Origin of the sequence: Variovorax sp. M-6 (assembly GCF_052114385.1) — a bacterium.
GTDB lineage: Bacteria > Pseudomonadota > Gammaproteobacteria > Burkholderiales > Burkholderiaceae_C > Variovorax.
On record NZ_JBFREQ010000049.1, the window covers coordinates 1 to 19,940 of the forward strand.

19 protein-coding genes and 1 pseudogene are annotated in these 19,940 nt (G+C 70.5%); 15 read left to right on the plus strand and 5 right to left on the minus strand.

The annotated features are described in order from the left end of the window. The 7 genes and pseudogenes from AB4Z46_RS32490 to AB4Z46_RS32520 form a co-directional block, all read left to right on the plus strand. Positions 1–166 (plus strand): annotated as a pseudogene (locus AB4Z46_RS32490) (MBL fold metallo-hydrolase); the annotation flags it as partial. 4 nt (positions 167–170) lie between these two features. Further along, positions 171–1,853, plus strand: a complete 1,683-nt coding sequence (locus tag AB4Z46_RS32495) for an FAD-dependent oxidoreductase (protein ID WP_442287689.1) — start codon at positions 171–173, stop codon at positions 1,851–1,853. Between the two features lie 6 nt (positions 1,854–1,859). Next, positions 1,860–2,051, plus strand: a complete 192-nt coding sequence (locus AB4Z46_RS32500) for a DUF2783 domain-containing protein (protein ID WP_442287690.1) — start codon at positions 1,860–1,862, stop codon at positions 2,049–2,051. A 19-nt stretch (positions 2,052–2,070) separates the two neighbouring features. Beyond that, positions 2,071–3,375 (plus strand): homogentisate 1,2-dioxygenase, encoded by a 1,305-nt coding sequence (gene hmgA / locus AB4Z46_RS32505; RefSeq protein WP_442287691.1) that lies wholly within the window; start codon positions 2,071–2,073, stop codon positions 3,373–3,375. Then, a complete protein-coding gene (gene fahA, locus AB4Z46_RS32510) occupies positions 3,372–4,649 on the plus strand; it encodes a fumarylacetoacetase (RefSeq protein WP_442287692.1) in 1,278 nt (425 codons plus the stop codon). Before hmgA ends, fahA begins: the two co-directional genes overlap by 4 nt. 94 nt (positions 4,650–4,743) lie before the next feature. Continuing rightward, positions 4,744–5,124, plus strand: a complete 381-nt coding sequence (locus AB4Z46_RS32515; RefSeq protein ID WP_442287693.1) for a DUF1622 domain-containing protein — start codon at positions 4,744–4,746, stop codon at positions 5,122–5,124. Beyond that, complete coding sequence (locus tag AB4Z46_RS32520) at positions 5,111–6,055, plus strand: hypothetical protein (protein WP_442287694.1); 945 nt, start codon at positions 5,111–5,113, stop codon at positions 6,053–6,055. Before AB4Z46_RS32515 ends, AB4Z46_RS32520 begins: the two co-directional genes overlap by 14 nt. A gap of 25 nt (positions 6,056–6,080) precedes the next feature. Here the strand turns inward: AB4Z46_RS32520 and AB4Z46_RS32525 are convergent, their stop codons facing one another. Further along, the gene (locus tag AB4Z46_RS32525) at positions 6,081–7,451 is read right to left on the minus strand and encodes a sensor histidine kinase (RefSeq protein ID WP_442287695.1); all 1,371 of its coding nucleotides are present in this window, start codon (positions 7,449–7,451) and stop codon (positions 6,081–6,083) included. Beyond that, positions 7,448–8,104, minus strand: coding sequence for a response regulator (locus AB4Z46_RS32530; RefSeq protein ID WP_442287696.1), 657 nt, complete (start codon positions 8,102–8,104; stop codon positions 7,448–7,450). The genes AB4Z46_RS32525 and AB4Z46_RS32530 overlap by 4 nt, the downstream gene beginning before the upstream one ends. Before the next feature lie 98 nt (positions 8,105–8,202). On the opposite strand from AB4Z46_RS32530, the gene AB4Z46_RS32535 reads away from it, so the two are divergent. Next, entirely contained in the window at positions 8,203–10,248 is a 2,046-nt protein-coding gene (locus AB4Z46_RS32535; RefSeq protein WP_442287697.1) for a prolyl oligopeptidase family serine peptidase, read from the plus strand. A 101-nt stretch (positions 10,249–10,349) separates the two neighbouring features. Here AB4Z46_RS32535 and AB4Z46_RS32540 read toward each other — a convergent pair whose 3' ends face one another. Next, positions 10,350–10,799: an acyl-CoA thioesterase gene (locus AB4Z46_RS32540; protein WP_442287698.1), complete on the minus strand. Its 450-nt coding sequence runs from the start codon at positions 10,797–10,799 to the stop codon at positions 10,350–10,352. Positions 10,800–10,843: 44 nt separating this feature from the next. Next, positions 10,844–11,758 carry a LysR family transcriptional regulator gene (locus AB4Z46_RS32545; RefSeq protein ID WP_442287699.1) on the minus strand — a complete coding sequence of 305 codons (915 nt, stop codon included), beginning with the start codon at positions 11,756–11,758 and terminating at the stop codon, positions 10,844–10,846. A gap of 127 nt (positions 11,759–11,885) precedes the next feature. Between AB4Z46_RS32545 and gtdA the strand changes: the two genes are divergently transcribed. The 7 genes from gtdA to AB4Z46_RS32580 all read left to right on the plus strand — a co-directional run bounded on the left by gtdA (position 11,886) and on the right by AB4Z46_RS32580 (position 19,500). Then, complete coding sequence (gtdA, locus tag AB4Z46_RS32550; RefSeq protein WP_442287700.1) at positions 11,886–12,956, plus strand: gentisate 1,2-dioxygenase; 1,071 nt, start codon at positions 11,886–11,888, stop codon at positions 12,954–12,956. A 69-nt stretch (positions 12,957–13,025) separates the two neighbouring features. After that, complete coding sequence (locus tag AB4Z46_RS32555; RefSeq protein WP_442287701.1) at positions 13,026–13,730, plus strand: fumarylacetoacetate hydrolase family protein; 705 nt, start codon at positions 13,026–13,028, stop codon at positions 13,728–13,730. A gap of 21 nt (positions 13,731–13,751) precedes the next feature. Next, the gene (locus AB4Z46_RS32560; protein WP_442287702.1) at positions 13,752–14,972 is read left to right on the plus strand and encodes a 3-hydroxybenzoate 6-monooxygenase; all 1,221 of its coding nucleotides are present in this window, start codon (positions 13,752–13,754) and stop codon (positions 14,970–14,972) included. Between the two features lie 40 nt (positions 14,973–15,012). Next, on the plus strand, positions 15,013–15,996 hold the full coding sequence (locus tag AB4Z46_RS32565; protein WP_442287703.1) for a Bug family tripartite tricarboxylate transporter substrate binding protein: 984 nt from the start codon (positions 15,013–15,015) through the stop codon (positions 15,994–15,996). Positions 15,997–16,052: 56 nt separating this feature from the next. Continuing rightward, complete coding sequence (locus tag AB4Z46_RS32570) at positions 16,053–17,030, plus strand: Bug family tripartite tricarboxylate transporter substrate binding protein (RefSeq protein WP_442287704.1); 978 nt, start codon at positions 16,053–16,055, stop codon at positions 17,028–17,030. A 143-nt stretch (positions 17,031–17,173) separates the two neighbouring features. After that, positions 17,174–18,526, plus strand: a complete 1,353-nt coding sequence (locus AB4Z46_RS32575; protein ID WP_442287705.1) for an FAD-dependent oxidoreductase — start codon at positions 17,174–17,176, stop codon at positions 18,524–18,526. Between the two features lie 92 nt (positions 18,527–18,618). Continuing rightward, a complete protein-coding gene (locus AB4Z46_RS32580; RefSeq protein WP_442287706.1) occupies positions 18,619–19,500 on the plus strand; it encodes an acyl-CoA thioesterase in 882 nt (293 codons plus the stop codon). A gap of 123 nt (positions 19,501–19,623) precedes the next feature. Here AB4Z46_RS32580 and atpE read toward each other — a convergent pair whose 3' ends face one another. Then, positions 19,624–19,863 (minus strand): F0F1 ATP synthase subunit C, encoded by a 240-nt coding sequence (gene atpE / locus AB4Z46_RS32585; RefSeq protein WP_442287707.1) that lies wholly within the window; start codon positions 19,861–19,863, stop codon positions 19,624–19,626. Positions 19,864–19,940 lie beyond the last annotated feature (77 nt).

The window sequence follows — 19,940 nt, forward strand, 5'->3', positions numbered from 1 at the left end:
GGAGACCTACGCCAGGCTCAAGCCCAAGTACGGCCACTGGGTGATCTTCGACCACTGCATGCCCTTCGACGTCAGCCGTGCCTACGACGAGGCCTCGGGCCATGCCGACCCGCGCATCTGGACCGCCGAGCGCGACGTCGACATGTGGAAAGCACTCGAAGGCTGAAGCCATGGCAAGCCTCGCATCGACGGCCGGGGCGCAGGTCGACTACCAGTCGCTGCGCTTCGACTACAAGCGGCACGCCGACCAGGACGCGGCCACGCCGGCGCGCCACCCGGTGGTGGTGGTCGGCGCCGGCCCCGTGGGCCTGGCGCTGGCGATCGACCTGGCACAGCAGCAGGTGCCCGTGGTGCTGCTGGACAACGACTGCACGCTGTCGACCGGCTCGCGCGCGATCTGCTTCGCCAAGCGCACGCTCGAGGTCTTCGACCGCCTGGGCTGCGCCGAGCGCATGGTGGCCAAGGGCGTCTCGTGGAATGTCGGCCGGGTGTTCTTCGGCGACGAGCAGGTCTACAGCTTCGACCTGCTGCCCGAGGCCGGCCACGAGCGTCCGGCCTTCATCAACCTGCAGCAGTACTACGTCGAGGGCTACCTCGCGGAGCGCGCCGCCGAGCTGCCGCTGATCGACCTGCGCTGGAGCAACAAGGTGGTGGGCATCGAGCAGGGCGCCGACGAAGCGCTGCTGACCATCGAGACGCCCGAGGGCAACTACCGCCTGGCGGCCGGCTACGTGGCCGCCTGCGACGGCTCGCGCTCCAACCTGCGCCAGCTGCTGGGCCAGGAGGCCAAGGGGCGGGTGTTCCGCGACCGCTTCCTGATCGCCGACGTGAACATGGACGCCGACCTGCCGACCGAGCGCCGCTTCTGGTTCGACCCGCCGTTCCATCCGGGGCAGAGCGTGCTGCTGCACAAGCAGGCCGACAACATGTGGCGGGTCGACTTCCAGCTCGGCTGGGATGCCGACCCGGTGGAGGAGCGCAAGCACGAGAACATCATCCCGCGGGTGCGCGCGCTACTCGACAGCATCGGCCACGAGCGGGTGCAGTTCGACATCGGCTGGGCCAGCGTCTACACCTTCGCCTGCCAGCGCATGGAGCGCTTCCGCCACGGCCGCGTGCTGTTCGCCGGCGACTCGGCGCACGGCGTGTCTCCCTTCGGCGCCCGGGGCGCGAATTCCGGCGTGCAGGATGCAGACAACCTGGCCTGGAAGCTGGCCGCGGTGCTGCGCGGCGAAGCGCCCGACGCGCTGCTCGACAGCTATGCCAGCGAGCGCGAGTACGCGGCCGACGAGAACATCCGCAACTCGACCCGCGCGACCGACTTCATCACGCCCAAGAGCGAGGTCAGCCGGCTGTTCCGCGATGCGGTGCTGGAGCTTTCCAAGCGCCATGCCTTCGCGCGGGCGCTGGTCAACAGCGGACGGCTGTCGGTGCCGAGCACCTTGCGCGACTCGGCGCTCAACACGCCGGACGCGGACGCGTTCGCGGGGCGGATGGTGCCCGGCGCGGCGGCGGCCGATGCGCCGATCGCCTGCGCCGACGGCCGCAGCGGCTGGCTGCTGCGCGAGCTCTACCCGCCCGGCGCCGAGACCACCCGCTTCACGGCGCTGGTCTTCGGCGAGGGCGAGGCCGCCGAGCGCAGCCTCGAGGCGCTGGCGCGCGCCGACGTGCCGCTGCACGTCGTGCGGATCGTCCACGGCGGTGCCGGCGAACTCGCCGCCCGGCGCTACGACGCCCGGCCCGGCACCGTCTACCTGCTGCGCCCCGACCAGCATGTCTGCGCCCGCTGGCGCGAGCCCACACCCGAGGCCGTGCGCGCCGCGCACGACCGCGCATTGGCCAAAGAGGCCTAGAACGCCATGGACCTGATCACCACCCCGAACCTCGATGCGCCCGACGACTTCTACGAAGCGCTGATCGAAGCCCACCAGGGCCTGACGAGCGACGAGAGCCATGCCTTCAACGCCCGCCTCGTGCTGGTGCTGGCCAACCACATCGGTTCGACCGCCGTGCTGCGCCAGGCCTTCGAGGCGGCCGCGCCATCCCGTTGAGTTTTCAAGAGAACACACCATGACGAACGCATCTGCGGCCGAGCGCCGCTACCAGGGCGGCTTCGGCAACGAATACGCCACCGAGGCCGTCGCCGGCGCCTTGCCGCAGGGCCGCAACAGCCCGCAGCGCGCGCCCTTCGACCTCTATCCCGAACTGATCTCGGGCACCGCCTTCACCGCGCCGCGGCACCAGAACCGGCGCACCTGGCTGTACCGGCGCCAGCCCTCGGTGGTCGCCGGCCGCTACCAGGCTTATGCGCAGGCGCACTGGACCACCGGCGCCGACCGCGAGATCGCGCTGCCGCCCGAGCCGCTGCGCTGGGCGCCGATTCCGCTGGCCGATGCCGATGTCGATTTCGTCGACGGCATGCACACGCTGGCCGCCAACGGCGACGCCGAGGCGCAGACCGGCATCGGCGCCCTGGTCTATCTCGCGAGCCGCTCGATGGAGCGCCGCGCCTTCGTCAACGCCGACGGCGAGATGCTGGTGGTGCCGCAGCAGGGCCGCCTCGTGATCACCACCGAGATGGGCGTGCTCGACGTCAAGCCGGGCGAGATCGCGCTGCTGCCGCGTGGCGTCGCCTTCAAGGTCGAGCTGCCGGACGGCCCTTCGCGCGGCTATGTCTGCGAGAACTACGGCGCCCAGTTCCGGTTGCCCGAGCTGGGGCCCATCGGCTCCAACGGCCTCGCCAACGCGCGCGACTTCCAGGCCCCGGTGGCCGCCTTCGAGGATGCCGGCGTGGCCTACGAGCTGGTCAAGAAGTCGGGCGGGCGTTTCTGGTCGGCACCGACCAGGCACTCGCCCTTCAACGTGGTCGCCTGGCACGGCAACCTGGCGCCGGTGAAGTACGACACGGCCCACTTCATGACCATCGGCTCGATCAGCTTCGACCATCCGGACCCGTCGATCTTCACGGTGCTGACTTCGCCCTCGGACACCCCCGGCACCGCCAACTGCGACTTCGTGATCTTCCCGCCGCGCTGGCTGGTGATGGAGGACACCTTCCGTCCGCCGTGGTACCACCGCAACCTCATGAGCGAATTCATGGGCCTGGTCTACGGCGAGTACGACGCCAAGCCCGGCGGTTTCAAGCCGGGCGGCGCCAGCCTGCACAACTGCATGGTGCCGCACGGCCCCGACGAGGAAGCCTTCGACAAGGCCAGCCGCGCCAACCTGGCGCCGCAGAAGCTGGACCACACGCTGGCCTTCATGTTCGAGAGCCGCTGGCGCTTCATCCCCACCGCGTTCGCGCTGCAAAGCCCGGCGCTCGACGACGACTACGCCGACTGCTGGGCCGGCCTGAAGGACAACTACAAGCCATGAACACCATGATCAACGCCACCCACGATCCGAAGCTGCGCAGCTGGGTCGCCTCGGCCAACCAGGCCGGCTGCGACTTTCCGATCCAGAACCTGCCGTTCGGCCGCTTCCGCGCCACCGGAAGCAGCGAGGCATTCCGCATCGGCGTCGCGATCGGCGACCAGGTGCTGGACCTGAAGGCGACCGGTCTGATCGACACCGACGACATGAACGTCCTGCTGGCCCAGGGCGTGGCCGAGCGGCAGGCGCTGCGCGCCGCGCTCTCCGAAGGGCTGCGCGAAGGCAGCGCCAGGCAGGCCGAATGGGCCAAGGCACTGAGTGCGCAGTCGGCGGTCGAGCTGACCGTGCCCTGCCGCATCGGCGACTACACCGACTTCTACACCGGCATCCACCATGCGGTCACGGTCGGCAAGCTGTTCCGCCCCGACCAGCCGCTGATGCCCAACTACAAGTGGGTGCCGATCGGCTACCACGGCCGGGCTTCGTCGATCGGCGTCAGCGGCCAGCGCTTCAAGCGGCCGCAGGGCCAGACCAAGGCGCCCGATGCGCAGGTGCCCAGCTTCGGCCCCTCGAAGCGGCTGGACTACGAGCTGGAACTGGGCTTCGTCGTCGGCCAGGGCAACGCGCTCGGCGAGCCGGTCGCGATCGCCGATGCCGAGTCGCACCTGTTCGGCGTCACGCTGCTCAACGACTGGTCGGCGCGCGACCTGCAGGCCTGGGAGTACCAGCCGCTGGGGCCGTTCCTGGCGAAGAACTTCGCCACCACGCTGTCGCCCTGGATCGTGACCCTGGAGGCGCTCGCGCCCTTCCGCGCGAAGTTCGAGCGCGCGGCCGGCGATCCGCAGCCGCTGCCTTACCTGGATTCGGCGGCCAACCGCGAGCGCGGCGCCCTCGACATCACGCTCGAGGTCTGGCTGCAGACCGCGAAGATGCGCGAGGCCGGCGAGCCCGCGGTGCGGCTCACGCGCGGCAACACCGCCGAGGCCGCGTACTGGACCGCGGCGCAACTGCTGACCCACCACACGGTCAACGGCTGCAACCTGCAGCCGGGCGACCTGCTCGGCTCGGGCACGCTGTCGGGCCCGAAACCCGACGAGGCCGGTTCGCTGCTCGAACTCACGCTCGGCGGCAAGAACCCGATCACGCTGCCGAACGGCGAGCGCCGCACCTTCCTCGAGGACGGCGACACGCTGAGCCTGCGCGGCTGCTGCGAGCGCGCGGGCGCGGTGCGGATCGGCCTGGGCGAGGTCAGCGGGACGGTGCTGGCGGCGGGCTGATCGGGCCGGTGCGGGGCCATGGCCCCCTCACCAAAGGGCAATTTCCGAACGGGCGTCCAGCGGGCACTATCGGGCGATTCCCCGAAGGTCCCCCATGGAACAAGCGCTGCACCTCCTTGCCGAACGTCTGTCGCAGACGCTCCAGTTCATCACCATGCTGCTGCTCGCCTTCGGCACCGCGGCGGCGCTGTGGAATCTGGTGCGCGGCCTGTTCGCGGGCCGGGCGGCGTCGGCCGTCACGCTCGAGGTCTGGCAGGGACTCTCGCGCTGGCTGCTGCTGGGCCTGGAGTTCATGCTGGCGGCCGACCTGATCGACACCGCGGTGTCGCCGAACTGGGACGACATCGGCAAGCTCGGCGCCATCGCCGCGATCCGCACGGTGCTCGGCTTCTTTCTCGGGCGCGACATCGAGCTGGCGCGCCGCATCGCGCAGGAGCCCGACGCGCCGGCTCCCAAGGCCAATGAAGCGGCATGAGGCGCTCTTTTCGCTGCTGATCGCCTGCGCACTGGGGTCGACGGCCGCCTGCGCGCAGGGGATGGACATCGTCGGGTCGCGCGTGCAGCAGCATGCCAACGCGGTGCTGGCGCTGATGTCGTACTCGGCGGTGCCGGACCTGACCTCGAGCAGCCTGTCGATCAGCAACCAGGCCAACGGCGATCCCAGCGTCCGGATGTCGCAGCTCGGTGGCGGTTTCACGGTCAGCAAGCGCTTGCCTCTCTACCTGGAGGGCGCGATCGCCTACAGCCGCTACGACCCGGTCTTCGTCGCCAGCAACGGCACCGAGTCGCGCAGCTTGCCGGCGCGCTGGAACTCGCTCTCGGGCACCGCGGGCATCGGCTGGGACTTCCCGATCACCCCGGAGCTCGCGTTCCGCCCGATCTTCAACTTCTCGCTCGGCAAGGTGGCCAGCGACCTGCAGATCGCCAGGGCGTACCTCGGGCATGTGACCGACCGGCAGATCGATTTCCTCGACGGCGGCTCGCTCAACGCCTACGGCCTCGGCGGCGCCGTGATGCTCGACTGGGAGCACTACCGCGAGAACTACGAGGTCGATGTCGAGCTGCGCTATTCGGACATCGAGCTCAGGTCCTTCGGCGGCAGCAGCGCGGCGGTCGAAGGCAGCGCCTCGGCACGCACCGCCAACGTGTGGGCCCGCTGGCGCGCACCCACCGGCCTGCATGCGTTCGACCGGCCGCTGCGCTACGTGCTGGAGTTCTCCCACTCGCGGTACCTCGGCAGCCAGGCCGACGTGCTGGGCTTCGATCGGTTGACCACCCTGGGGACCGGGCTCGAGCTGGACACCAGCGGCCACGACGTCTTCATCACGCGGGTGCGGGCCGTGCTGCGCTATGTCTTCGGCAACAACGTCTCCGGCGTGTCGCTGGGGCTGGCCGTGAGCTTCTGAGGGCGGCCCCGGGTCGCGCTGCGCATCAGGCGGCCGGCGCCGGAAGCCACACATGGAAGCCGGCACCGCGCCGGCCGAGCCCGTCCGCCAGCGCCACGCGGCCGCCGCTGCGCAGCACCGCCTGCCTGACGATCGCCAGCCCCAGGCCGGAGCCGGGGGTCTCGTGGCCGGCGCCGCGATGGAAGCGCTCGAAGACCCGCTCGCGCTCCGCCTCGGGAATGCCCGGCCCGTCGTCCTCGACCGACAGCCGGAGCTGGCCGGCGGCATCGACGCCGAGCGAGACCGCGACCCTGGCACCTTCGTGCGCGTAGCGGATCGCGTTGTCGAGCAGGTTCTGGAGGATCGACTGGAAAGCCGCCACCTCGATCGGCGCCATCAGGCTGTCGGGCGCCTCGAAGCTCAGTTCGATGCGGCGCTTCATCGCCAGCGGCGCGCTCTGCGCGAGCAGTTGCCGCACCAGCTGCGCGGCGTCGACCCGCTTCGGCGTCGGTGCCCGCGCCTCGTCCAGCGAGGCGAGTTCGAGCAGCTGTTGCGTGAGGTGGGAGGCGCGGGCTATCGCCTGCTCGAGCTGCGCCTGCGCCCGCTCGCGGTCCTCGCGGTTGCCGGCGCCCGCCAGCGCGTGGGCCTGGGCGGCGATCACCGCCATCGGGGTGCGCAGCTCGTGGGCGGCGTCGTGCACGAAGGCACGCTCCCGCGCCATGCGTTCGCGCAGCTGCTGGAGCAGGCGCTCCAGGGCAGAGACCAGCGGCTTGATCTCGGCGTAGCGCGGATCGAGGCCGATCGGCGAAAGGTCGGTCGCGCCGCGCTCGGCGATGCGGTCGGCCAGCCGTTGCAAGGGGCGCAGGCCCAGCTTGACCGCGAACCAGATCGGCAGCAGCACGATCGGAAAGGCGAGCATCAGATGGGGCAGCATCCGGCGGGCGTTGTATTCGAGGATCCAGAGGCCGGTGATCTTGGGCTCGGCCAGCTGCAGCGACCATCGCCCGGCGTCGCTGCGGTAGACCCAGTAGGTCTTGCCGTTCAGTTCCTGGTCGACGACTTGCAGGGGCAGGCCCGACAACGCCTGGGCGCCCAGGCCGGGCGAGGCGAAGAGGGGGCCGCCGTCGCGCAGCCGAAGCTCCAGCAGCAGGCTGCCGGCCGGATTGCCGCTCAGGCGCAGGGTCTTGTACTCGGTGGCGGCCGCCCTGATCAGCAGCCGCGCCTGGGCATCGTCGTCGACTTCCGCCAGCGCGGCCGTGAGCGCCCGGCCGACCCGCTTCAAGCCCTGGTCGACCGCGAGCGCCTGCCGGAACTCGATGTAGAAGTAGGCCACCAGCGCCACCCAGACCCCCACGAAGGCGACCACCAGCGCGAGGAACACGCGCTGCACGATGGTCGGACGTAGCAGGCCTTTCATGGCGCCAGCATGTAGCCCACGCCGCGCACCGTGTGGACCCGGGCGCTGCCGATCTTGCGCCGCAGGTTCGACACGTGCACCTCGATGGCGGCGAAGTCCAGCGGCTCGCCGAGCGGCTCCAGCTTCTGCGCCAGCACGCCCTTGGCGACCACCGCGCCGGGCTCGCGGGCCAGCTCCAGCAGCAGGCGGAACTCGCGCGGCGACAGCTCGAGCGGCTCGCCGTGCAATGCGCCGCGGTGGCGCCGCGGCTCGATCGTCAGCGCGCCCAGGGTCCAGACCTCGCTGGCCTGGCGCGCCGAGCGGCGCAGCACGGCCCGGATGCGCGAGATCAGCTCGGCCGTGGCGAAGGGCTTGATGACGAAGTCGTCGGCGCCGCCATCGAGGCCCGCGAGACGGTCCTCGACCGCCGAGCGCGCGGTGATCACGATCACCGGCAGCAGCGAGCCTTCGCGGCGCCAGCGCGCCAGCAGCTCGAAGCCGCTGCCGTCGGGCAGGCTGAGGTCGAGCAGCACGCAGTCGAAGACCGTGTCGTCGAGGGTGCGAGGCGCATCGGCCGCGCGCCGCCGCCACTCGCTGCTGAGGCCGTCGACCTTCAGCGCCGCCTGCAGGGCGCGGCCCAGGTCGAGGTCGTCTTCGATCAGCAGGATGTGCACGGCGGCGATTGTGCATGCGGGGACCTTTGGCTTTGCCAAAGGTTGGCCGCGCCACAATTTCGGGCCACAACAATCGAAACTGAAGAGGGAGACAGTCCATGGTTTTCGGATTGCGTCGCCTGGCCGTCATGGCCGCCGCTGCGGCTGCGCTGGCCGCCTGCTCGACCGCGCCCACCACCCCCGCGCTGGTCGCGGCGCAGGAGAGCGGCGCGCTGCCGCCGCTGGTGCCGATGCGGCGCTTCGTCGCCAACATCGACTACCTCGACGGCCATTCGCTGTCGCCCGACGGCCGCCGGCTGCTCTGGGCGCAGACCGTCGGCACCGACATCGGGCTCGCGGTGCGCGCCGGCGCCGATGCCGCGGCACCGGGCGGGCCCGGCACCAGGACCTTCGCCGTCGGCACGCTGGCGCCTCCGGGCGCGTCCGGGCCGAACTATGCCTGGCTGCCCGACAGCCGGCACCTGGCCTACATCAAGGACTTCAACGGCGACGAGAACACGCAGTTGTTCGTGCTCGACAGCGAGGCCCCCGACGCCAAGGCCTGGGCCGTGACGCCCTGGCCCGGCGTGCGCTCGGCCTTCGTGGCGCGCGGCGCGCCGGGCAGCGCGCGCTTCTACTTCAGCAGCAATCGGCGCGATCGCGCGGGCATGGACCTGTACGAGGCCGATGCGAAGACGCGCACCGTGCGCGAGGTGGCGCGCGCCGACGCCGACGGCCGGGTGCTGGCCTGGCTCATCGGCAGCGACCAGCAGCTCGCCGGCCGCACCCGCCAGCTCGGCAGCGCCGACGGCTCGGACGTCGCGGTGGAGCTGCGCAATGCCGACGGCAGCTGGCGCACGCTGCGCACCGTCAAGGCCTTCGACTTCTTCTGGCCGCACCGCATCGACCTGCAGAACGGCCGGCTCTGGGCCATGACCAACATCGGCCGCGACAAGTCGGCGCTGGTCGAGCTGGACCTGGCCAGCGGCGCCGAACGGGTGCTGGCCGAGGACGCCGAGGTCGACCTGGACTACGCCCAGTACCCGCCGCGGCAGGGCGGGCCCTATGGCTACGGCCTGGAGCCCGGGCTGCCGCGCTTCGTCTACCTCGATGCCGCGCTGGGCGCCGAGGTGGCCGCCGCGGCGCGGGACGCGCGCGGGCGTGGCTGGCTCGATGCCGAGCCGGTCGTGATCCGGCCTTCGAGCATGGCCGAGGACGGCCGGCAGATGGTGTTGCGCGCCGTGACCGGCGACGAGGCGGTCGAGCTGCTGCTGGACCGCGACAGCCGCCAGCTGACCCGCCTGACCCCGCCGCGCAGGCCCGACGCGGGCCTGTTCGCGCCGACGGAGCCGTTCGCCTTCAAGACCTCCGACGGGCTCACGGTGCACGGCTATGTGGTGCGCCCGCGCGGCGTCGCCGGCCCGGCGCCGCTGGTGGTCGACATCCACGGCGGCCCCTGGGCGCGCGACCGCTGGCAGGCCGCCGGCTTCACCAGCACCCAGATGCTGGCCAACCGCGGCTATGCGGTGCTGAAGGTCAACTACCGCGGCTCCAGCGGCTACGGCCGCGCCTTCCTGATGGCCGGCGCGCTCGAATACAACGGCCGCATGCAGCGCGACATCGCAGAGGCGGTGCAGTGGGCGATCGACCAGGGCATCGCCGACCCGCAGCGGCTGGCGCTCTTCGGCGGCAGCTTCGGCGGTTTCTCGGTGCTGGCGCAACTGATCCAGAAGCCGCACGACTACCGCTGCGGGATCGACGTCGTGGGCGTCGCCAACTGGCCGCGCGTGATCGAGAACTGGCCGCCGTTCTGGCGCAACCGGCACTACTTCGCCATGACTTTCGGCGACGTCGAGAAGCCGCAGGAGCGCGCCGCGATGCTTGCCAATTCGCCGATCTCCCAGGTCGACCGGATCACGGCGCCGCTGCTGGTGATCCATGGCAGCAACGACGTCCGCGTGCTGCGGCAGGACTCCGACGAGGTGGTGGCCGAGCTGCAGCGGCTCGGCCGGCCGGTGCGCTACATGACCTTCGCCGACGAGGGCCACGGCGTGCGCAAGTGGCGCAACCGGCTGGCGCTGTGGCGCGAGGTCGAGGACACGCTGGCCGTCTGCCTGGGCGGGCGCAGCGCCGGCTTCGACTACTACCAGCTGATGCCGCGCTGAACTGGCCCCCACGCTCCGTCACTTCGTGTACTCGCTGCCCCCCGAGGGGGCCGCAGGCCGCCTTGGGGCGGCCCGGCGCCGGCCTATGGGCTGGCGATGGCCTATGGGCTGGCGATGGCCGCGCGGGTGGCCTCGAGGTGCGCCCGGGCCCGCTCGGCCAGCGCCATCTCGCCCGGCGTGCCGGGCGTGAAGCTGTCGACCGGCAGCGTCCGGCCGTGCGAGTCGACCGAGACGAAGACCACCAGGCATTCGGTGGTCTTGTGCATCTCGCCGCCCTTCATGTCGCCGCTGCGGACCTCGACCGAGATATTCATGCTGCTGTTGCCGGTGTAGGCCAGCCGCGCCTCGACCTCGACCAGGTCGCCGATCATGATCGGGCGGTGGAAGCGGATGCTGCCGATGAAGACCGTCACGCAGTAGCGCTTGGACCAGCTGGTCGCGCAGGCGTAGCCGGCTTCGTCGATCCACTTCATGACGGTGCCGCCGTGGACCTTGCCGCCGAAGTTGACGGTGCTGGGCTCGGCCAGGAATCGGAGGGTGATGGACGACATGAAGTGCCTGGGCGATGAGTGGTTCGATGGGGCGCCCGCGCCGATTATGCGAGCGCTGCGGCGTTTCCGGGAGCGAACAGCTGGGCCACCGTGCGGCGCAGCCACATGTTGCCGGCGTCGGCGTGGAAGCGCTCGTGCCAGTGCTGCTTGACCGCATAGGAGGGCAGCGCGAAGGGCGGCTCCAGCAGCCTGACCGGCTCCTGCGTCGCCAGCACCTCGCCCAGGATGCGCGGCACGATGACGATCAGCTCGGTGTGGGCGACGATCCGCGCCACGCTCAGGAAGCTGGACAGCCGCACCACCACGTCGCGCGCCAGGCCGAGGCGCGCGATGGTCTTGTCGACGATCGCATGGCCGGTGCCCGACGAGGAGATCACGGCGTGCGCCTCGGCCTCGAAGCGCCTGCGCGTGAGCCGGGCGCCGATGCGCGGATGGTTCTGCGCCGCCAGGCAGACGAAGTTCTGCATGAAGAGCGTCTGCTGGTAGAAGCCGGCGTCCAGCTGCGGCATGAAGCCCACGGCCAGGTCGACCTCGCCGTCCTCGAGGCGGCGGCCGCTGTCGGTCGAGATGATCTCGGTCTCCAGGTGCACGCCGGGCGCGTGGCGCCGCAGGTGGTCGATCAGCCCCGGCAGCAGCACCACCTCGCTGATGTCGGTCATGCAGATGCGGAAGCTGCGCCTCGCCTCGCCGGGCACGAAGCCGCCGCGGCTGCCGCGCGCCTGGTCGAGCTGGGCCAGCACCTCGCGCACGTGCACGCTCAGCCGCTGGGCATAGGGCGTGGGCTGCATGCCCTGGGCGGTGCGGGCGAACAGGCGGTCGTCGAAATGGGCGCGCAGCTTGTTGAGCATGGTGCTGGCCGCCGCCTGGGCCATGCCCAGCCGGTCGGCCGCCTTCGAGACGCTGCCGGTCTTGTAGACCTCGTCGAAGACCGCGAGCCATTCGAGATCGAGCTTGGACATCGGAATTCCCTTGAAGAGGCCCCATTATCCAAAAACGATATTCCGAGTATTGAGTGGAGGTCTTGAACAAATAGTGGTCGGGACCAACAATGCGGGCCTCGGCGCTCGACGCCAGGAGACACGCCCCATGAACACCGCCTTGCCGGTCGCCCGCACCGATGGCGCCGAACGCCGCGCCTACTACGACCGCATCCGCCCGCTGAACCTGACGCCGCTGTGGGAGTCGCTGCACGCTCTGGTGCCGCGCGAGCCGCAGACGCCCTGCGTGCCGGCGCTCTGGCGCTACGACGAGATCCGGCCGCTCCTGATGGAGTCGGCCGAGCTGATCACCGCCGAGGAAGCGGTGCGCCGCGTGCTGGTGCTCGAGAACCCGGCGATCCCGGGCCGCTCGTCGATCACGCAGTCGCTCTATGCCGGGCTGCAGCTCATCATGCCGGGCGAGGTGGCGCCCTCGCACCGCCACGTGCAGTCGGCGCTGCGCTTCATCGTCGACGGCAAGGGCGCCTACACCACGGTCGGCGGCGAGCGCACCACGATGTTCCCGGGCGACTTCATCATCACGCCCTCGTGGGCCTGGCACGACCACGGCAACGAGGGCATACAAGGCGTGAGCGAGCCGGTGGTCTGGCTCGACGGGCTCGACATCCCGATGCTGCGCTTCTTCGACGCCGGCTTCGCCGAGAACGACGACGCCCGCGTGCAGCAGGTCGCGCGACCCGAGGGCCACAGCCTGGCGCGCTTCGGCCACAACATGGTGCCGGTGCGTCACGACCACGCGTCGCCGACCTCGCCGATCTTCAACTACCCCTATGCGCGAAGCCGCGAAGCGCTGGCCCAGCTGCAGAAGCAGGAAGCCGCCGACGCCTGGCTGGGCCACAAGCTGCGCTACATCAATCCGCTGACCGGCGGCTCGCCGATGCCGACCATCGCGACGAACCTGCAGCTGCTGCCCGCCGGCTTTGCCGGCAAGACGCACCGCGCCACCGACGGCGCGGTCTACAGCGTGGTCGAGGGGCGCGGCACGGCCGAGATCGGCGGCCAGCGCTTCGATTTCGGACCGCGTGACACCTTCGTCGTGCCGTCCTGGGCGCCGCTGCGTCTGGCGGCGAGCGAGGAGGCGGTGCTGTTCAGTTTCTCGGACCGGCCGGTGCAGCAGGCGATGGGCGTGCTGCGCGAAGCCTTCCTCGACAACGCCTGATCTCCGGCGCCTTCGGGTCGCCGCTTTTTTTCTTCATCCATGTTGCCGCTGCGCGCGGCAGGAGTCTTCATGTCCTTCGTCGTTTCTCCTCCGGCCGTGGTCGGCCTCGCCATCGCCGGCTCGACCGATCTGTTCCCGGTCCGCCGCGTCTACTGCGTCGGCCGCAACTACGCGGCGCATGCGCGCGAGATGGGTTTCGATCCGGACCGCGAACCGCCCTTCTTCTTCTGCAAGCCCAATGACGACGCCTCGGTGGTGCCGGTGCCGGCCGGCCGGGCGGTCGGCATTCCCTACCCGGACCAGACCGCCAACTACCACTACGAGGCCGAGTTGGTGGTGGCGATCGGCACCGGCGGGCGTGACATCGCGGTTGGCGACGCGGTCAACCACATCTACGGCTACGCGGTGGGCCTGGACATGACGCGCCGCGACCTGCAGATGAAGATGCGCGAGCAGGGCCGGCCGTGGGAGATCGGCAAGGCCTTCGATTTCTCGGCGCCGGTGGGCGTGCTGCGCCCGCGCGCCGCGATGGGCGAGATGACGGCCGGCGCGATCACGCTCGAGGTCGACGGCGAAGTGCGCCAGAAGAGCGACATCCGCAACCTGATCTGGTCGGTCAGCGAGGTGATCGCCAACCTGTCGACCTTGTTCGCGCTGCAGCCCGGCGACCTGATCTTCACCGGCACGCCCGAGGGCGTGGGCGCGGTGCAGCGCGGGCAGACCATGCAAGTCCGTATCGACGGCCTCGAACCGATCGCGGTTCGCATCGACTGACATCCTCCGAGGAGACGCATCATGGACACCCCAGGCAACCCCAAACCCAGCGTCCTGCTGGTCGGCGGCGGCATCGGCGGCATGGCGGCGGCGCTGGCACTGGCACGGCTCGGCATCGGTGTCGACCTGCTCGAGCAGAGCGCCACCATCGGCGAGATCGGCGCCGGGCTGCAACTGGGTCCGAACGCCTTCGCGGCGCTCGATGCGCTGGGCGTGGGCGAAGCGGTGCGGCGCGGCTCGGTGTTCACCGACCGGCTCGTGATGATGGACGCCGTCGACTGCGGCGAGGTCGCCTCGGTGCCGGTCGGCGAGGCCTTCCGCGCGCGCTTCGGCAACCCCTACGCGGTCAGCCACCGGGCCGACCTGCACGGCGCGATCCACGAGGCGGTGAAGCAGCATCCGCTGATCCGCTTCCACACCTCGGCGCAGGTCGAGGCGCTGGACCTGGGGGATCGCAGCGTCACCGCCGTGACGCGCGACGGCCGGCGCTTCAACGCCGACGCCATCGTGGGCTGCGACGGCGTGAAATCGGTGGTGCGCGCCAAGCTCATCGGCGATGCACCGCGGGTCTCGGGTCACGTGGTCTACCGCGCGGTGGTGCCGGCGGCCGACATGCCCGAGGACCTGCGCTGGAACGCGCCCGTGGTCTGGGCCGGCCCCGACTGCCACCTGGTGCACTATCCGCTGCGCCATGGCGAGCAGTACAACCTGGTCGTCACCTTCCACAGCCGCGAGCGCGAGGAATGGGGCGTCAGCGAGGGCAGCAAGGAAGAGGTGATGTCGTACTTCGAGGGCGTGCACGCGCGCCCGCGGCAGTTGCTCGACCGCCCCACCTCCTGGCGCCGCTGGAGCACCGCCGACCGCGAGCCGGTCGCGAACTGGAGCGAGGGCCGGGCCACGCTGCTGGGCGACGCCGCCCATCCGATGATGCAGTACCTGGCGCAGGGCGCCTGCATGGCGCTGGAGGACGCGGTGACGCTCGGCGCCGCGGTCGAGGCCTGCGACTACGACCTGAGCGCCGCCTTCCGCCTCTATGCCTCGGCCCGGGTCGCGCGCACGGCGCGGGTGGTGCTGTCGGTGCGCGAGATGGGCCGGCTCTACCATGCCAAGGGCGTCGAGCGGCTGGTGCGCAACAGCCTCTGGACCGGCCGCACGCCCGAGCGCTTCTACGACGCGGTCGAATGGCTCTACGGCTGGAACCCGGCGCACTGCCTCGACGACGCGCATGCCGCGCCGACCTGATACAACGCCGTCGGACCATTCAAACCCCGAAAGAAGACGCATGAAATCCATCCTCTCGCTGGTCGCCGCCGGCGCCACGGCCCTGCTCGCCACCACGGCCGTCGCCCAGGCTCCGGCCGCGGACTATCCGAGCAAGCCGGTGACCATCGTCACGCCCTTCGCCGCCGGCAGCGGCCCCGACGCGGTGCTGCGGCTGGTCTCGGACAAGCTCGGCCGGCTCTGGAACCAGCGCGTGCTGGTCGACAACAAGCCCGGCGGCGGCGGCTTCATCGCGATCGAGCAGGCGCGCCGCGCCGCGCCCGACGGCTACAGCCTGCTGCAGCTCGACAGCGAGCACGTCGCCGCGCTGCCGCACCTCTACAAGTCGCGCAATTTCGTGACGCTGCAGCATTTCGACCCGGTGGCCTCGCTGTTCCGCACGCCCTTCTTCGTGGCCGTCCCGACCGACTCGAAGTGGAAGAACATGAGCGACCTGGTCGCCGCCGCCAAGGAGAAGCCGGGGCAGGTCAGCTACGGCTCCTGGGGCGTCGGCAGTCCGGGCCACCTGGGGGCCCAGCAGCTCGAGGCGCTGACCGGCACCCACATGCAGCACGTGCCCTACCGCGAGGTCTCGCAGCTGTTCGCCAACGTCGGATCGGGCGAGGTGGCGTGGAGCTTCGCGAGCCTGCCTTCGAGCCAGGGCATCTACAAGGCCGGCAAGCTGCGCTACATCGCGATCGCGGCGCCGAAGCGCATTCCCCAGATGCCCGACGTGCCGACCATGGCCGAGGCCGGCGGGCCGGCGGGCCTGGAGGTGAACTCCTTCGTCTCGCTGCTGACGCCCAAGGGCGTGCCGGCCGCGATCCGCGCCAAGATCAACGCCGATGTCGCCAAGGTCATCGCCGACCCCGAGATCCGGGCCCGCTTCGACACCTTCGCCTTCGAGCCGCTGGCCTGGCCGCCCGAGGAAATCGAGCGCAACGCGGAAGCGAAATCGAAGATCTACGGCGACCTCGTGAAGCGCGGCAACATCAGCCTCGACTGACGTCTGGTTACATGGGGCTATCCTTCGGCCCTCTTTCTCATTCCCGCCCTATTTCCATGCATCCATCCAAGAGAGCCCTCCTGATCGCCGCCTGCGGCTTTGCCGCCGGCGCCTTGCCGCTTGCGGCTGCGGCGCAAACCAGCAGCTGGCCCACCAAGCCGATCCGCCTGATCGTCGGCTTCCCCGGCGGATCGACCCCCGACATCGCCGCACGCACCATCGCCGAGCCGCTGGCGAAGGCCCTGGGCCAGCCGGTGGTGGTCGACAACAAGCCCGGCGCCTCGGGCAACATCGCGGCCGACCAGGTGGCCAAGGCGACCGACGACCACACGCTCGGCATCGTCATCAACGGCAACCTGACCTCGTCGAAGATGCTGTACCCGAAGCTGCCCTACGACCCGGGCAAGGACTTCACGTACCTGTCGCTGATCGCCACCGCGCCGCTGGTGCTGGTGGCCCAGAGCAGCCTGCCCACCGGCGCCGCCTTCTTCGACGCCGCACGCAAGGGCGGCGACAAGTGGAGCTACGGCTCGGTCGGCGTCGGCTCGGTCGGCCACCTGGGCATGGAGCTGCTCAAGAGCCGCGTGCCGGGCCTGAAGGCCGAGCATGTGCCCTACCAGGGCAACCCGCAGGTCATGACCGACCTGATCGGAAACCAGATCCAGATGGCGCTGATCCCGCCTGGCGTGGCGCTGCCACAGGTCAAGGCCGGCAAGGTCAAGGCGGTCGGCCTGACCAGCGGTCGCAGCACGCTGGCGCCCGATGTGCCTGCGCTCGCGGACGCCGGCGTGCGCGACTTCAACCTCGAGGTGTGGACCGCGCTGGTCGGCCCCGCGAGCCTGTCGAAGACCGCGCAGGACCGCATCACGAAGGAACTGGCGACCATCATGAAGTCGCCCGAAGTGCGCCAGAAGCTGTTCGAGCAGGGCTGGCAGGCGGTCGGCACCTCGCCCGACGGCATGCGCACGCGGGTGAAGGAAGAGGCCGCGATCATGTCCAAGATCATCTCGACCAACGGCATCAAACTTCAGTAACCCCCCAGCCTCGCCCACTGCGTGTGGCTCGGGCACCCCCCTGCCGGGGGCAACACCAGCGGCCCGGCAAAGCCGGTTCCGCGGTGTTTCACGAACACGGCCGGGCTTCGCCGGCCGACCGAAATCGGTCTCATGGAGAAGAAATGAACGACGTCCTTCGCGAACCTGCTCGCGACCTGTCGGTCTTCGGCGAGTACGACGTCGTCGTGGTCGGCGGCGGGCCGGCGGGCATTGCCGCCGCCGTGAGCGCCGCGCGCCACGGCGCGCGCACGCTGCTGGTGGAGCGCTACGGCTTCCTCGGCGGCATGGGCACGGCCGGCGGCGTGACCAATTTCGCCGGCCTCTACGGCAAGCGCAATGGCGAGATGACGCAGCTGGTGCGCGGCGTGGCCGACGAGCTGCTGGCGCGCCTCGACGCCCTGGGCGGACTCAACAAGCCGCAGGACGGCATGCACGGCCGCATCCGGGTGCGCTCCTACGACACTTCGCTCTACAAGTGCGCGGCCGACCAGCTGCTGCTGGACGCGGGCGTGCAGCTGCTGTTCCATGCGCTGGCCGCGGCCGTCGTCATGGACGGAAAGCGCATCGCCGCACTGGTGGTCGAGACCAAGTCGGGCCGCCAGGCGATCCGCGCCAACGCCTTCGTCGACGGCAGTGGCGATGCCGATGTCGCCGCCTTCGCGGGCGTGCCGTTCGCGGTCGGCGACGGCCAGGGCAGCGGCCTCTTTCCTTCCACGATGTTCCGGGTCGGCCACGTCGAGGCCGCGCGTGCGCTCGCGGCCGTCGGTGAATTCAAGGCCATCAACGACCTGATGGCGAAGGCGCGCGAGCGCGATCCCGGGGCCTACAGCTTTCCGCGCGAGGGTGCGATCCTGCGGCCGCAGATCGACCCGCGCGAATGGCGCGCCAACGTGACGCAGATCCGCAATGCCGAAGGCGGCGCGATGAACGGGGTCGATGCGCGCGAGCTCAGCGACGGCGAGGTCGAGGGCCGGCGCCAGATCGGCGAGTTCTTTCGCTTCCTCAAGGCCGAGGTGCCGGGCTTCGAGCAGTCGGCCATCGTCGAGATCGCGCCCCAGGTCGGCATCCGCGAGACCCGGCGCATCGAGGGCCTCTATGCGTTGACGGGCGAGGACATCCTGTCGTCGGCGCGCTTTCCCGACAGCATCGGCATCAACGCCTGGCCGATGGAGATGCATGCGGCGGGCCGGATCGAATGGGCCTTCCCGCGCGACGATCGCCGCACCTACAACCAGCTGCCCTGGCGCATGCTGGTGCCGCGCGGCGTCGACAACCTGCTGGTGGCCGGCCGCTGTGCCTCGATGACGCACGAGGGCCAGTCGGCGGCGCGCGCCAGTGGCGGCTGCTTCGTGATGGGTCAGGCCGCGGGCACCGCCGCGGCCACGCTGGGCGCTGCGGCCTTCGCGGCCGTCGACGTGCCGGCGCTGCAGCGCAAGCTCGCGGCCGACGCCGTCGACCTCGATCTCGACCACTGAACGTCGGCCCGGGCCGGGGCTGACCGCCGCGGGACAGCGCCGTGGCCGTCTCTTTGTTATCGTTGCAGGCTGTCTTTTTCCCGCCTTCCCCGATGATTGATCCTGCCACCGCCACCCGCGTCGTCGACGAACTGGTCGAACTGATGCGCCTCGAACCGCTCGGCAACGATCGCTTCCTGGCCCAGAGCGAGGACCTCGGCACGCCGGCGGTCTTCGGCGGCCAGGTGCTGGGCCAGTCGCTGATGGCGGCCAGCCGCACCGTCGACGCGGACCGCCCGGCCCATTCGATGCATGCCTACTTCCTGCTGCCCGGCGAGCATGCGCCGATCGAGTATGCGGTCGACCGCGTGCGCGACGGCCGCAGCTTCACCACCCGGCACGTGGTGGCACGGCAGGGCGAGCGCATCATCTTCGAGATGTCGGCTTCGTTCCAGACCGTCGACGACGGCATCGAACACCAGCTCGCCATGCCCGCCGTCGCCGGGCCGGAGGGCCTGGCGAACGAGCGCGAGCAGCGCCTGGCGCTCGGCGACCGCCTGCCCGAGCGCTGGCGCCTCAAGGGCGTGGCGCCTCATGGCCTCGAGTACCGGCGCGTCGACCCTGACGACCTGCTCGCGCCGGCGCCGCGCCCGTCCGAAAACGCGCTCTGGATGCGCGCCATCGCGCCGCTGCCCGACGACCCCAACGTGCACCGCGCCCTGCTGGCCTATGCGTCCGACCATGGCCTGCTGGGCGCCGCGATGCGGCGCCACGGCCTGAGCTTCATGAGCGGCCAGGTGCGCCCCGCGAGCCTCGACCACGCGATGTGGTTCCATCGCGATTTCCGCATGGACGACTGGCTGCTGTACAGCCTCGATTCGCCGAGCGCGAGCGGCGCGCGCGGCCTGTGCCGCGGCAGCATCTTCACGCGCGACGGCCGCCTGGTCGCCTCCACGGCCCAGGAAGGCATGCTGAGAGTCCGAAGCGGACCGTAAGCGGCCGGCGCAGCCAGGCCCGTCGGTGAAACACCGCGGATCTGGCTTTGCCAGTCCGCCGGTGTTGCCCCCGGTAGGGGGTGGGCGCCCGACACGAAGTGCGGGCAACCTGGGGGCGAGCAACTACCTAAACGGATTGGCTGTTGCGAACCAGAGGGCAATGCCGGTCGCGATGATGAAAGCCCCGTCCGTCACGCCTGCGATCAGGAAGAACTGGGTCTGCAGCGTGTCCTTGAGTTCAGGCTGCCGCGCGGTGCCTTCGAGAAGCTTCGACCCGACGATGCCGATGCCGATGCATGAACCCACGGCGGCGATGCCGATGAGAAGGCCCACTGCGAGAGGGAGGATGTCGAAGCCGTTCATGATGCGCTTTCGTCGGCCTTTGAAATTCGGCCTGGTTGCTGCCGGCACCACCCTGGCGCCGGCTTGCATCCAATGTC